Here is a 14,199-nt window from a genome sequence, read left to right on the forward strand (position 1 = left end):
TGTTGCCTGTGGCATTCGGGGGGAATGGCGGGGATTTTTCCGTCGGACGGGCCGCGGCCCGCTCATATTTCCGAGAGGTCTCAACTCGGAAAAGACCGAAGGCCAACCTTGCATTCGATCTTGCTCCGCTGGCGGGAAGTGGACTATACCTGTCGGCAATTCACGGTACTTCCGGCACGACCCTGCTTGACCTGACCGCGGTGCCCGGAGGATCCGGTACACCGCCTGAGTCCTGGAGAAGGCGAGGACTTGAGCATGGGATCCACTTCCGACCCGAACAGCACCACCGGGGGCACAAACCGCCGCGATCTGATCAAGCGGTCCGCCGCACTCGGTCTGATCTCGGTCCCCACGATGAGCTTCCTCTCCGCCTGCGCGAGCGGCGGCGGCGAGGACGACTCCGGCAACGACACCGAGGGCAAGACCTCCAAGTCGAACCCCTTCGGCGTGAAGAAGGGCAGCAAGCTCGACGTCGTCGTCTTCAAGGGCGGTTACGGCGACGACTACGCCAAGGCGTGGGAGGCGTCCTTCGAGAAGAAGTGGGGGGTCACCTCCACCCACACCGGTACCCAGGAGATCACCGGCAAGCTCCAGCCGCGGTTCAACGCGGGCAACCCGCCGGACATCGTCGACGACTCGGGCGCCCAGCAGATCCCGATCGACGTCCTGCACAAGAACGGCCAGCTCCTCGACCTCGCCGCGGTCCTGAACGCCCCGTCGGTCGACGACCCGAGCAAGAAGGTCCGCGACACCCTGATCCCGGGCACGCTGGACGCCGGCATGCAGAGCGGCAAGGTCGTCGCGCTCAACTACATCTACACGGTGTGGGGCCTGTGGTACTCCGGCAAGCTCTTCCAGGAGAAGGGCTGGGAGGTGCCGAAGACCTGGGACGACTTCACCGCCATCTGCAAGGACGCCAAGTCGCAGGGCATCGGCGGCCTCGCCCACCAGGGCAAGTACCCGTACTACATCAACGTCGCCATCATGGACCTGATCGCCAAGACCGGCGGTCTGGACGCCATGAAGGCGATCGACAACCTGGAGCCCAACGCCTTCGTGGGCTCGGACGCCGCGACGGCCGCCATCGAGGCGGTCTACGACCTCGTCGAAAAGGGCTACTTGATGCCCGGTACGAACGGTCTGACGCACACCGAGTCGCAGACCCGGTGGAACCAGTACAAGGCGGTCTTCATCACCAGCGGCTCCTGGCTGGAGAACGAGCAGCTGAAGCAGACCCCGGAGGACTTCGACATGAAGTTCCTGCCGATGCCGCTGCTCCCGGACAGCAAGCTGCCGTTCGAGGCGATCCGGGCCGGTTCCGGCGAGCCGTTCATCATCCCGGCCAAGGCGAAGAACCTGCCCGCGGCCCAGGAGTTCATGCGGATGATGCTGTCCAAGGAGTGGTCGACGCTGTTCGCGAAGGAGGCGAACTCGCTGACGATCCTGAAGGACGGCGTGGACTCCAGCGTCCAGCTGCGCCCCGGTACGCAGTCGACGGTGGAGGCGTCCAAGGCCGCCGGTGACAACACCTTCCGGTTCCTGTACACGGAGTGGTACAGCGAGATGAACACGGAGATCGAGAACGCCTCCAACGAGCTGATGGCGAAGCGGATCCAGCCCAAGGAGTGGCTGAAGCGGGCGCAGGCCGCGATCGACAAGCAGGCCAAGGACCCGGCTTCCAAGAACAACCGTCGGGACTGATCCCGCTCGACCGACCACGTTCCGGGCCGGACGTCACCGGCCCGGAACGGGACTTCAGGGGCAGGAAAACGCCTATGCGTAAAGGGCAGCACCGGTTCGTCGCGGGGTTTTTGTTCGTCCCCGTGGCGCTCTATCTGATCTTCGTGATCTGGCCGTACATCCAGACGTTCGGCTATTCGCTGACCGACTGGAAAGGGCAGTCGCAGACGTTCAACTTCGTCGGCCTGGACAACTACACCGCGTTGTTCAAGGACGACATCTTCATGGGGGCGATCTGGCACAACATCCTGTTCCTGATCTTCATCCCGGCGATCACGATCCTGCTGGCGCTGTTCTTCGCGTTCATGCTGAACGCGGGCGGGCGCGGGCGGGCCGGCGGTGTCTCGGGAGTGACCGGCTCCTGGTTCTACAAGGTCGTCTACTTCTTCCCGCAGGTCCTGTCGCTGGCGATCCTCGCCGTGCTGTTCGGCGCGGTCTACCGCAGCGACGGCGGCGGCATGCTCAACGGCGCCCTGATCAAGCTCGGCCTGGTCGACGAGAACAGCCCCATCGAGTGGCTCAACGAGCCGAACATGGTGCTGTGGGCGCTGATGGCGGTCGTCGTCTGGCACGGCGTCGGTTTCTACCTGGTGCTCTTCTCCGCCGCCATGCAGTCCATCCCCCGGGACATCTACGAGGCCGCCCTGATCGACGGAGCGGGACGGGCCCACACCTTCTTCCGCATCACCCTGCCGCTGCTGTGGGACTCCGTGCAGACCGCCTGGGTCTACCTCGGCATCGCCGCGATGGAGATGTTCATCCTGGTCTCCACCATGACCTCCGGTGACTACGGCGGCGGCCCCGACCACCACAGCGAGGTCATGGCGACGGTGATGATGCGGAACTTCCTGCTGTACGGCAAGAGCGGCTACGCCTGCGCCATGGGCGTGATCATGCTGCTGCTCACCCTGATCGTGTCCGTGGTCACGCTGCGCGCCACCCGCCGCGAGCGCATCGAGTTCTGAGCGGGAGAGACGACGACCCATGAGCGCACCCATCAAGGAATCCGCGCCCCCCGCCCGGCGGCCCGTGGACAGGACCCCGGCACGCCCCCGCGACGAACGCGGCGAAGGCGTCGTACTGAACGTCTTCTCGCACGGCTTCCTCGCCCTGTGGGCGCTGCTGATCGTGCTGCCGCTGCTGTGGCTGGTGCTCAGTTCCTTCAAGTCCGACGTGCAGATCGGCTCCTCGGCCTTCGGCTGGCCCGAGAACTGGTCCCTGGACGTCTTCTCCCGGGCCTGGGACAAGGGCATCGGGGACTACTTCATCAACACGGTCATCGTGCTCGTCTTCTCGGTGCCGCTGACCATGCTGTTCGGCTCCATGGCCGCGTACGTCCTGGCCCGGTACCCGTTCCGGGGCAACCGGCTCATGTACTACTTCTTCGTCGCGGGCGCCATGTTCCCGGTGTTCCTGGCGCTGGTCCCGCTGTTCTTCATGGTCAAACGGCTGGACATGCTGAACACCTACCAGGGCCTGATCCTGGTGTACATCGCCTACTCCCTGCCGTTCACGGTGTTCTTCATGCACGCCTTCTTCCGGACCCTGCCCAGCGCGGTGTTCGAGGCGGCGATCCTGGACGGCGCCTCGCACACCCGGGCCTTCTTCCAGGTCATGCTGCCGATGGCGAAGCCGGGACTGCTCAGCGTCGGCATCTTCAACACCCTCGGCCAGTGGAACCAGTTCATCCTGCCGACGGTGCTGATGCAGCCGCAGAGCGGTGACGACCCCGAGCGCTACGTGCTCACCCAGGGGCTCATCCAGCTCCAGCAGCAGCAGGGGTACGCCTCCGACCTTCCGGTGCTCTTCGCGGGCGTGACCATCGCGATGATCCCCATGCTGGTCGTGTACCTGTCCTTCCAGCGTCAGGTGCAGGCGGGTCTGACCTCCGCGACCTTGAAGTAACCCTCGGCAACCACCCGTGCGCACGCCGCTCCCTCCCCAGGGAGCGGCGTGTGTCGGCGTGTCCCGGACCCCGGATGTTGTTCAACCTCTTGACGGGAGGCAACCCGAACGGCTCAGCTTAGAGTTCACTAGTTGGACATAGACGGGGCCTCACTGAAGCGGTCCCGCGCGCAGGAGGTCGTCGTGGAGACTCCGGGGTCGCAGTCGTCGCTGCACCGAGCCAACCTGGAGCGGGTCGTCCGGGCCGTGCGGCTGGCGGGTTCGCTCACCCAGGCGGAGATCGCCAGGACGACGGGCCTGTCGGCGGCGACGGTATCCAATATCGTCCGGGAGCTGAAGGACGGCGGGACCGTCGAGGTCACGCCCACATCGGCGGGTGGCCGCCGGGCCCGCAGCGTTTCCCTGAGCGGGGACGCAGGCATCGTCATCGGGGTGGATTTCGGGCACACCCATCTGCGCGTCGCGGTCGGCAACCTGGCCCACCAGGTACTCGCCGAGGAGTCCGAGCCGCTGGATGTGGACGCCTCCTCGACCCAGGGCTTCGACCGGGCGGAAGAGCTGGTCAACCGCCTGATCGCGGCGACCGGGGTGGACCGCTCGAAGGTCGCGGGGGTGGGCCTCGGCGTGCCCGGACCGATCGACGTGGAGTCGGGGACCCTCGGGTCGACCGCCATCCTGCCGGGCTGGACCGGCACCAAACCCGCCGAGGAGCTGCGCGGCCGCCTCGGCGTGCCGGTGCACGTGGACAACGACGCCAACCTCGGCGCCCTCGGCGAGCTGGTCTGGGGCAGTGGCCGGGGGGTCCGGGACCTGGCCTACATCAAGGTCGCGAGCGGTGTCGGCGCGGGCCTGGTGATCAGCGGCAAGATCTACCGCGGCCCGGGTGGCACGGCGGGAGAAATCGGGCATATTACACTTGACGAGTCCGGCCCGGTCTGCCGCTGTGGAAACCGCGGCTGCCTGGAGACCTTCGCGGCCGCCCGCTATGTGCTGCCGCTCCTCCAGTCCAGCCACGGCACGGATCTCACCATGGAGGGCGTCGTACGGCTGGCCAGGGACGGAGATCCGGGCTGCCGTCGGGTGATCGCCGACGTCGGCCGACACATCGGCAGTGGAGTGGCCAATCTCTGCAATCTCCTGAACCCGAGCCGGGTGGTCCTGGGCGGTGATCTCGCCGAGGCCGGCGAGCTGGTTCTCGGGCCCATCAGGGAGTCCGTGAGCCGGTACGCGATCCCCAGCGCGGCACGTCAACTCTCCGTTCTTCCAGGGGCCCTTGGGGGCCGCGCGGAGGTGCTCGGGGCACTCGCCCTGGCCCTCAGCGAGATGGGTGATTCGACCCTTTTGGACGGCACCCTGCACGCAGCGGCACCCGCCTTCACTTAGAGAACGGATGGCACCGTTGCCAACCCGTTAAGGATTTACTTCTTGACGTCGCACGCGTGGCCGAGTTGACTTCCAGCCACCTCGGCCGCAACGACGCGGCCTCGTCAGGGAGGTTTCAAGAGTGAACACGCATATGCGTCGTGCCGCCGTTGCCGTTGCCGCAGGTGCAATGGCCGTCTCGCTGGCCGCTTGTGGCAGCGCCGACGAAGCGGGCGACAACGACTCCACCAAGGCGTCCGCCGCCAAGGGCGACGACATCAAGGTCGGTCTCCTCCTTCCGGAGAACCAGACCGCCCGGTACGAGAAGTTCGACCGCCCGCTGATCGAGGAGAAGATCGGCGAGCTGACGAACGGCAAGGGCGAGGTCGTCTACGCCAACGCCAAGCAGGACGCGAGCCAGCAGGCTCAGCAGGTCGAGTCGATGATCACCAACAAGGTGGACGTGATCATCCTGGACGCGGTCGACGCCGCGGCCATCAAGAGCTCGGTGCAGAAGGCCAAGGACGCGGACATCCCGGTCGTCGCCTATGACCGCCTGGCGCAGGGCCCGATCGACGCCTACACGTCCTTCGACAACGTGACGGTCGGCAAGACCCAGGGCGAGGCGCTCCTGGAGGCCCTTGGCGACAAGGCCAAGGACGGCCAGATCGTCATGATGAACGGTTCCTCCACCGACCCGAACGCCGCCCAGTTCAAGGAGGGCGCGCACTCCGTCCTCGACGGCAAGGTGAACGTCGGCAAGGAGTACGACACCAAGGAGTGGAAGCCGGAGAACGCCAACGCCAACATGGAGGGCGCGATCTCGGCGATCGGCAAGGACAAGATCATTGGCGTCTACTCCGCCAATGACGGCATGGCCGGCGGCATCATCACCGCCCTCAAGGCCGCTGGCATCAAGGTCCCGGTGACCGGTCAGGACGCCGAGCTCGCCGGTGTGCAGCGCATCGTCTCGGGTGAGCAGTACATGAGCGTCTACAAGCCGTACGCCCCCGAGGCCGACGCCGCCGCCGAGATGGCCGTCGCGCTCGCCCAGGGCAAGTCGCTCGACTCGATCGCCAAGGACAAGGTCGACAGCCCCACCAACAAGGGCATCCCGTCCGTCCTGGTCGACGTCACCTCGCTGACCCAGGACAACATCAAGGACACCGTCGTCAAGGACGGCGTCTACACCGTCGCCGAGATCTGCACCGCCAAGTACAAGGCGGCCTGCGAGAAGATCGGCCTCGAGTAAGCAGCCCCAGGTCCCTCACACGTACGGGAATTCACCCTTGAGTTCCCGTACGGGACTTGATGCTCCAAGGCTCCTCCGGCGCCCCGCGCACTCGACAGCCCCGCAAGCTCGGCGCGGGGTGCCGGACGGAATTCCCCCTCATTCTTTGCACAACCTCCCGCCGGGTCAGGCGGCGAAGGAGATGGTTCACGTGTCCGCTACGCCCGTGCTGGCGTTGCGCGGGGTCTCCAAGCGATTCGGTGCCGTTCAGGCGCTCACCGACGTAGAGCTTGAGGTCCACGCCGGTGAGGTGGTCGCCCTGGTCGGCGACAACGGCGCCGGAAAGTCCACGCTGGTCAAGACGATCGCCGGCGTGCACCCCATCGATGACGGCGTCATCGAGTGGGACGGCAAGCCCGTAACGATCAACAAGCCGCACGACGCCCAGAACCTGGGCATCGCGACGGTCTACCAGGACCTCGCGCTGTGCGACAACATCGATGTCGTCGGCAACCTCTACCTGGGCCGGGAAGTCCGCAAGCGCGGCATCCTGGACGAGGTCGAGATGGAGCGCCGCTCCCGCGAGCTGCTGGACACGCTGTCGATCCGCATCCCCAGCGTCCGCATCCCGATCGCCTCGCTCTCCGGCGGTCAGCGCCAGACGGTCGCCATCGCCCGCTCCATGCTGGGCGAGCCCAAGCTGGTCATCCTCGACGAGCCCACCGCCGCCCTCGGCGTCGAGCAGACCGCCCAGGTCCTCGACCTCGTGGAGCGGCTGCGCGAGCGCGGGCACGCCGTCATCCTCATCAGCCACAACATGGCGGATGTCAAGGCGGTGGCCGACAAGGTCGCCGTCCTGCGCCTCGGGCGCAACAACGGCGTCTTCGAGGTCAAGTCGACCTCGCAAGAAGAGATCATCTCCGCCATCACCGGCGCCACGGACAACGCCGTGACCCGTCGTGCGGCGCGCTCCAATGGGGAGATCAAGAAGTGAGCATCGACAAGACCTCCACGCCGCCCGAGGACCACACGGTGGAGAACCCCGAGGCGGCGGCCGCGGCCGTGACCGTCGTCGACCCCCGTCTGCTGGTGCGCGAGCAGGGCCTCGCGGGCTACGTCTCCGAGTTCAAGCGCAAGATGAAGGCCGGCGACCTGGGTTCCATCCCGGTCGTCATCGGCCTGGCGGTCATCTGGATCATCTTCCAGAGCCTGAACTCCAACTTCCTCACCGCGGGCAACCTCTCCGACATCTCCGTCGCCATGGTCGGCACGGGCATGATCGCCGTCGGCATCGTGTTCGTCCTGCTGCTCGGCGAGATCGACCTGTCGGTCGGTTCGCTCTCCGGTGTCGCGGGCGCCTCCTTCGCGGTGCTGAGCGTCACCCACGGCATGAACGAGTGGCTCGCCTTCGTGCTGGCCATCCTCACCGGCACCGCCGCCGGCGCCATCCAGGGCTTCTTCTTCGCGAGGATCGGCGTCCCCGCCTTCGCGGTGACCCTCGCCGGTCTGCTGTTCTGGAACGGCTTCATGCTCAAGATCCTGGGCGACAACGGCACCATCAACCTGGACAGCGACGGCCTGGTGGCCAAGCTGACCAGCTACTACTTCTCCGATGTCGCCGCCGCCTACGGTCTCGCCATCGTCGCGACCGGGCTGTTCTTCCTCAGCTCCTTCTACGACAACCGCCGCCGCGAGGCCGCGGGCGTGCCGTCGAGGCCGCTGAGCGACACCATCCTGCGCACGGTGCTGCTGGCGATCGTCTCCTTGGCCGTCGCCGCGGTCTACAACTCCTACAAGGGCCTGCCGCTGGCCGTGGTGCTCTTCATCGCGGTCCTGCTGCTCACGGACTTCGTCCTGCGCCGCACCGCCTACGGGCGCAAGGTGTTCGCGCTCGGCGGCAGCGTCGAAGCGTCCCGCCGTGCCGGTATCAACGTGGAGATGGTCCGGATCTCGGTCTTCGCGATCTCCGGCACCTTCGCGGCCATCGGCGGTCTGTTCATCGCCTCCAAGATCGCCTCCGCGAACCAGGGCGCCGGCGCCGGTGACCTGCTGATGAACGCCATCGCGGCGGCCGTTATCGGTGGCACCTCGCTGTTCGGCGGCCGGGGCCGCACCTGGAACGCCCTGCTCGGTGTCCTCGTGATCGTCTCGATCCAGTACGGCCTGGCCCTGGAGGGCATCGCCTCCCCGGTCCAGTACATGATCACCGGTGGTGTGCTGCTGGCGACCGTCGTCATCGACGCGGTCACCCGCAAGACCCAGAAGACCGCCGGTCGCGCCTAGCCTCCGACGGACCTGTTGCCCGGCGCCCCTGGGGTGCCGGGCAACAGCCATGTCGTAGAAACGCCGCAATATGGGTACAGCCGACGCGTGACCCACGAAGCACCGCCCGGGCGTCGGCCGCGGGGGCGGAACATTAGACTCGACAAGCCCGGCAACAGCTCGAACAGCTCTATCGCAAGGAGGCACGGGTGCCGCTGCTGACCCGCATCAGGGGACCGCGCGATCTGGACCGGCTCAGCCTGGAGCAGCTGGACCAGCTGGCAGAGGAGATCCGGACCTTCCTCGTCGACGCCGTCTCCAAGACCGGCGGCCACCTCGGCCCCAACCTCGGTGTGGTCGAGCTGACCATCGCCCTGCACCGGGTCTTCGAGTCGCCCAAGGACAAGGTGCTCTGGGACACCGGCCACCAGTCCTACGTCCACAAGCTGCTCACCGGCCGCCAGGACTTCTCCCGGCTGAAGATGAAGGGCGGCCTGTCCGGCTACCCCTCGCAGGCCGAGTCCGAGCACGACGTCATCGAGAACAGCCACGCCTCGACGGTCCTCGGCTGGGCCGACGGCCTGGCGAAGGCCAACCAGATCCGCAAGCGCGCCGACCACGTGGTCGCCGTGATCGGTGACGGCGCCCTCACCGGTGGCATGGCCTGGGAGGCGCTGAACAACATCGCCGACGGCGACCGCCCGCTGGTCATCGTCGTCAACGACAACGAGCGCTCCTACGCGCCGACCATCGGCGGCCTCGCCAACCACCTGGCGACCCTGCGCACCACCGACGGCTACGAGCGCTTCCTGGCCCGCACCAAGGAGGTCCTGGAGCGCACCCCGGTCGTCGGCCGGCCGCTCTACGAGACCCTGCACGGCGCCAAGAAGGGCCTGAAGGACTTCATCGCCCCGCAGGGCATGTTCGAGGACCTCGGCCTGAAGTACGTCGGCCCCATCGACGGCCACGACATCGAGGCCCTGGAGTCGGCCCTGGCCCGCGCCAAGCGCTTCGGCGGCCCCGTCATCGTGCACTGCCTCACCGAGAAGGGCCGCGGCTACCAGCCCGCCCTCCAGGACGAGGCGGACCGCTTCCACGCCGTCGGCAAGATTCACCCCGACACGGGCCTGCCGATCGCCACCTCCGGCGCCGACTGGACCTCCGTCTTCGGCGAGGAGATGGTCGCGCTCGGCAAGGAGCGCGAGGACATCGTCGCCATCACCGCCGCCATGCTCCAGCCGGTCGGCCTCGACAAGTTCGCCAAGGCGTTCCCCGACCGGGTCTACGACGTCGGCATCGCCGAGCAGCACGGCGCCGTCTCCGCGGCGGGCCTGGCCACCGGCGGGGTGCATCCGGTCTTCGCGGTGTACGCCACCTTCCTCAACCGCGCCTTCGACCAGGTCCTGATGGACGTGGCCCTGCACAAGTGCGGGGTGACCTTCGTCCTAGACCGGGCCGGTGTCACCGGCACCGACGGCGCCTCCCACAACGGCATGTGGGACATGTCGATCCTCCAGGTCGTGCCCGGCCTCAGGCTCGCCGCCCCGCGCGACGCCGACCAGGTCCGCGCCCAGCTCCGCGAGGCCGTCGAGGTCAAGGACGCGCCGACCGTCGTCCGCTTCTCCAAGGGCGCCGTCGGCCCCGCCGTACCCGCCGTGGGCCGGGTCGGCGGCATGGACGTGCTGCGCGAGCCGGGCACCGACCGGCCCGACGTGCTGCTCGTCTCGGTGGGCGCCCTCGCCCCGATGTGCCTGGAGATCGCCGGCCTGCTCGACCAGCAGGGCATCACCACCACCGTCGTCGACCCGCGCTGGGTCAAGCCCGTCGACGAGTCGATGGCCCCGCTCGCCGAGCGGCACCGCGTGGTCGTCACCGTCGAGGACAACTCCCGCGTCGGCGGCGTCGGCTCGGCCGTCGCCCAGGCGCTGCGCGACGCCGGGGTCGACGTCCCGCTGCGGGACTTCGGCATCCCGCCGCGCTTCCTCGACCACGCCTCGCGCGCCGAGGTGATGGCCGAGATCGGCCTGACCGCCCCGGACATCGCCCGCCAGGTCACCGGACTCGTCTCCAAGCTGGACGGCCGGTTCGACCGTACGGCGGCCGAGGCCGGCTCGGTGGAGGCCGCGCGCGACTGAGTACCGCCGAATGGGCCGGTCCCACCCCCCGTGGAGGTGGTGGGACCGGCCCATCCGTGTGACCTCGCTGGTGTCAGGGCATACGCACCACGCCCCCTCTCGATCATGTCGAGGACGACAAGCGTCGGAGGTACGCCCATGAGCAGCACCCTCTTCCGGACGAAGAAGGTCGAGCAGTCCATCCTCGATACCGAGGAACCCGAGCACGCACTGAAGAAATCCCTGTCCGCGCTCGATCTGACGGTCTTCGGCGTCGGTGTCATCATCGGCACCGGAATCTTCGTCCTGACCGGCACCGTCGCCAAGAACAACGCCGGCCCCGCCGTCGCGCTGGCCTTCATCGCGGCCGGCGTCGCCTGCGCGCTCGCCGCGCTGTGCTACGCCGAGTTCGCCTCCACCCTGCCGGTGGCGGGATCGGCGTACACCTTCTCGTACGCCTCCCTCGGGGAACTGCCCGCCTGGATCATCGGCTGGGACCTCGTCCTGGAGTTCGCGCTCGGTACGGCGGTGGTGGCCGTCGGCTGGTCCGGCTATGTCGCCTCGCTGATGGACAACGCGGGGTGGCACCTGCCCGACGCGCTCGGATCGAGGGACGGGGCCGACGGATTCGGCTTCGACATCCTCGCCGCCGCGCTCGTGCTGGTGCTCACGGCGATCCTGGTGCTCGGCACCAAGCTCTCCGCGCGGGTCACCTCCGTGGTCGTGGCGATCAAGGTGACGGTCGTCCTGACCGTGATCATCGCGGGCGCCTTCTTCATCAAGGGCGACAACTACGACCCGTTCGTCCCCAAGGCGCAGCCGGTGGACGCGGGCGACAGCCTGGACGCTCCGCTGATCCAGCTGATCTTCGGCTGGGCGCCCTCCAACTTCGGTGTGATGGGCATCTTCACCGCGGCCTCCGTCGTCTTCTTCGCCTTCATCGGCTTCGACGTCGTCGCCACGGCCGCGGAGGAGACCAAGAACCCGCAGCGCGACATGCCCCGCGGCATCATCGGATCGCTCATCATCTGCACCGTCCTGTACGTCGCGGTGTCCATCGTGGTGACCGGCATGCAGCACTACACCGACCTGTCGATCACCGCCCCGCTCGCCGACGCCTTCAAGGCCACCGGGCATCCCTGGTTCGCGGGCTTCATCAGCTTCGGCGCCGCGGTCGGCCTGACGACGGTCTGCATGATCCTGCTCCTCGGCCAGACCCGGGTGTTCTTCGCGATGAGCCGCGACGGACTGCTGCCGCGCTTCTTCTCCCAGGTCCACCCGCGGTTCAAGACCCCGCACCGGCCCACCATCCTGCTCGGTGTGCTCATCGCGATCCTCGCGGGCTTCACCCCGCTGAGCGAACTGGCCGAACTCGTCAACATCGGCACCCTGTTCGCCTTCGTGGTCGTCGCCATCGGCGTGATCATCCTCCGCCGCACCCGCCCCGACCTGCACCGGGCCTTCCGCACCCCCTGGGTGCCGGTCATCCCGATCCTGTCGGTGTGCGCCTCGCTGTGGCTGATGCTGAACCTGCCCGCCGAGACCTGGCTCCGGTTCGCCCTCTGGATGGCGGCGGGCTTCGTCGTCTACTTCCTGTACGGCAGGGGCCACAGCCGTCTGGGCCGCGCCCAGGAGACCTCGGTCGGCCAGGTCGTGCAGCCGCCGCGGGGTGACGCGGAGTAGCGTCGCCGTTTCCGCTCCGGCCCCGTATGTCCCGCTCAGGCAGGGACTGCGGGGCCGGATAGCGTGCACTTCCATGTACGCCGAGCCCCTCGCCCAGCAACGCTCCGTGACTCCGCCGCGAGCCGGCCGGGGCTACTGGCGCCGGCTGCTGCCGCTGCTGGCGGCGCTCGCCTGCCTCACCCGCGTCCCGTCCTTCGCCCACCCCCTGTGGAACCCCGACGAGGGGTATCTCGCCGTCCAGGCGCGCATGCTGGCCCACGGCGGAGAGCTGTACGAGACGGTCGTGGACCGCAAGCCACCGCTCGTACCGTGGCTCTACCAGGGGGCGTTCGCGCTGGCGGGCTCCGACTCGCTGGTGTCGGTGCGGCTGCTGGCGGTCCTGGCCCACCTGCTGACCGCGGCCCTCCTCGCCGCACTGGCCCGCCGCCGCTGGGGCGACACCGCGGGCCGCACGGCGGGCGTGCTGTATCTGCTGATCTCCGTCGGCCTGAACCCCGAGGACGCGCAGGCGGCGGGCTTCGAGGTGTTCATGCTGCCGTGCACGGCGGCCGCCGTGTGGTGCGCGGACCGGGGGCGCTGGGCCGCGGCGGGGGCGGCCGTCGGCTGCGCGTTCCTCGCCAAGCAGACCGGCGCGGCGGTGCTGCTGCCGGTGCTGTGGCTGTGCGGGGCGTCCTGGGGCGGGCTGCTGCGGCTCGGCGCGGGGGCGCTGGTGCCGGTGCTGTCGGCGGCGGTACTGACCGACCCGGCGGGCTTCCTGTTCTGGACGGTCACCGGATCGGGCGCGTACGCGTCCTTCACCGGCTCCGAACTCCACGTCCTGGCCCGGGCGGTGGCCAACACGGCGCTCCTGGCGGCGGCCTGCGCGGGGGTGCTCCCGCTGGTGGCGCGGGCCCGTACCGGAGCGGCGGACCTGTGGCTGTGGCTGGCGTCGGCGGCCGGGGCGGTCGCCCTGGGCTTCCACTTCTTCGGCCACTACTACCTGCAACTGACCCCGCCGCTCGCCCTGCTGGCGACAGCGGCGCTGCGGACCGTGCCCCGGGCCCGCCGGACCCGCGCCCTCGTGACCTCGGCCTGCTGCTGCGCCCTGTTCCTGACCTGGGGCCTGCTCGCCCCCCGCCCGGAGCTGACCCACGCCCAGCGCCTGGCGGACGCGATCGGCCGCCGCACCACGCCGGACGACCGGATCCTGTTGTGGGGGATACACCCGGAGACGTACTGGCTGGCCCACCGCGCCCCCGCCACCCGCTATCTGACGGCGGGTCTGCTGACGAACTACAGCGGCGGCCGGGACGGGCCGGGCGTGGGCGAGAAGTACGCCATGGAGGGCGCCTGGGCCACGCTCCACCGGGAACTGGCCACCCACCCGCCCCGGTTGATCGTGGACGACTCCCGGGGCAAGCCGTACGCCCCGGACCGCATCAGGTCCCTGCGCCGGCTGCTGGCGGGGTACGAGGAAGTGGCGGTGGTGGACGGCGCCGTACTGCACGCCCGGGCGCGGTAGTCACGGCCGTACCGTCCGCGGCCCCGCCACCTCCGCCCCCAGCTCCGCCACCCGCCGCCGCAGCTCCCGGTCCGCCGTCACCACCAGGCACGGGCGCCCGTCCGCCCGCCCGGCGACCAGATCCACCATGTGGTCGTCCCCGCTGCCCTGGGCGGACTCCACCCGCACCCCCGCCACCGACGGGACCCCGCGGGCCGCGCCCTCCACCACCAGCACGATCTCGGCCGGTCCCGGCAGCCCCGGCACCCCGTCCGCCGCCAGCCGGTCCCGCAGCCGCTCGGCGGCCCCCTTCCGGTCCCGCCACCAGCCGTCCGGCACCGACCCGACGACGTTCGCCGCGTCGACGATCACCAACAAGGCAGACTCCATGGCCCCAGGGTCGCACGCGGTGCCCGGGGCGC

At 68.8% G+C, this 14,199-nt stretch carries 11 protein-coding genes; 10 read left to right on the forward strand and 1 reads right to left on the reverse strand.

The window, feature by feature from the left end:
- The first annotated feature begins 255 nt into the window (after window positions 1-255).
- The 10 genes from ngcE to M8H82_RS05520 all read left to right on the forward strand — a co-directional run bounded on the left by ngcE (window position 256) and on the right by M8H82_RS05520 (window position 13,798).
- Window positions 256-1,701 (forward strand): N-acetylglucosamine/diacetylchitobiose ABC transporter substrate-binding protein, encoded by a 1,446-nt coding sequence (ngcE, locus tag M8H82_RS05475; protein ID WP_250071271.1) that lies wholly within the window; start codon window positions 256-258, stop codon window positions 1,699-1,701.
- 74 nt (window positions 1,702-1,775) lie between these two features.
- Complete coding sequence (locus M8H82_RS05480) at window positions 1,776-2,705, forward strand: carbohydrate ABC transporter permease (RefSeq protein ID WP_250071272.1); 930 nt, start codon at window positions 1,776-1,778, stop codon at window positions 2,703-2,705.
- A 19-nt stretch (window positions 2,706-2,724) separates the two neighbouring features.
- Window positions 2,725-3,645 (forward strand): carbohydrate ABC transporter permease, encoded by a 921-nt coding sequence (locus tag M8H82_RS05485; protein WP_250071273.1) that lies wholly within the window; start codon window positions 2,725-2,727, stop codon window positions 3,643-3,645.
- A gap of 183 nt (window positions 3,646-3,828) precedes the next feature.
- The gene (locus tag M8H82_RS05490) at window positions 3,829-5,028 is read left to right on the forward strand and encodes an ROK family transcriptional regulator (protein ID WP_250071452.1); all 1,200 of its coding nucleotides are present in this window, start codon (window positions 3,829-3,831) and stop codon (window positions 5,026-5,028) included.
- Window positions 5,029-5,161: 133 nt separating this feature from the next.
- A complete protein-coding gene (locus M8H82_RS05495) occupies window positions 5,162-6,259 on the forward strand; it encodes a substrate-binding domain-containing protein (RefSeq protein ID WP_250071453.1) in 1,098 nt (365 codons plus the stop codon).
- A gap of 181 nt (window positions 6,260-6,440) precedes the next feature.
- Window positions 6,441-7,232 carry an ATP-binding cassette domain-containing protein gene (locus M8H82_RS05500; protein WP_250071274.1) on the forward strand — a complete coding sequence of 264 codons (792 nt, stop codon included), beginning with the start codon at window positions 6,441-6,443 and terminating at the stop codon, window positions 7,230-7,232.
- On the forward strand, window positions 7,229-8,521 hold the full coding sequence (locus M8H82_RS05505; RefSeq protein WP_250071275.1) for a sugar ABC transporter permease: 1,293 nt from the start codon (window positions 7,229-7,231) through the stop codon (window positions 8,519-8,521). The genes M8H82_RS05500 and M8H82_RS05505 overlap by 4 nt, the downstream gene beginning before the upstream one ends.
- Window positions 8,522-8,709: 188 nt before the next feature.
- Window positions 8,710-10,635, forward strand: a complete 1,926-nt coding sequence (dxs, locus tag M8H82_RS05510; protein ID WP_250071276.1) for a 1-deoxy-D-xylulose-5-phosphate synthase — start codon at window positions 8,710-8,712, stop codon at window positions 10,633-10,635.
- Between the two features lie 138 nt (window positions 10,636-10,773).
- Window positions 10,774-12,297 (forward strand): amino acid permease, encoded by a 1,524-nt coding sequence (locus M8H82_RS05515; RefSeq protein ID WP_250071277.1) that lies wholly within the window; start codon window positions 10,774-10,776, stop codon window positions 12,295-12,297.
- A 73-nt stretch (window positions 12,298-12,370) separates the two neighbouring features.
- Window positions 12,371-13,798, forward strand: coding sequence for a glycosyltransferase family 39 protein (locus M8H82_RS05520; protein ID WP_250071278.1), 1,428 nt, complete (start codon window positions 12,371-12,373; stop codon window positions 13,796-13,798).
- Here M8H82_RS05520 and M8H82_RS05525 read toward each other — a convergent pair whose 3' ends face one another.
- A complete protein-coding gene (locus M8H82_RS05525; protein WP_250071279.1) occupies window positions 13,799-14,167 on the reverse strand; it encodes an NTP pyrophosphohydrolase in 369 nt (122 codons plus the stop codon).
- Window positions 14,168-14,199: the final 32 nt, after the last annotated feature.

The sequence above is a fragment of the Streptomyces sp. YS415 genome, assembly GCF_023544665.1.
GTDB lineage: Bacteria > Actinomycetota > Actinomycetes > Streptomycetales > Streptomycetaceae > Streptomyces.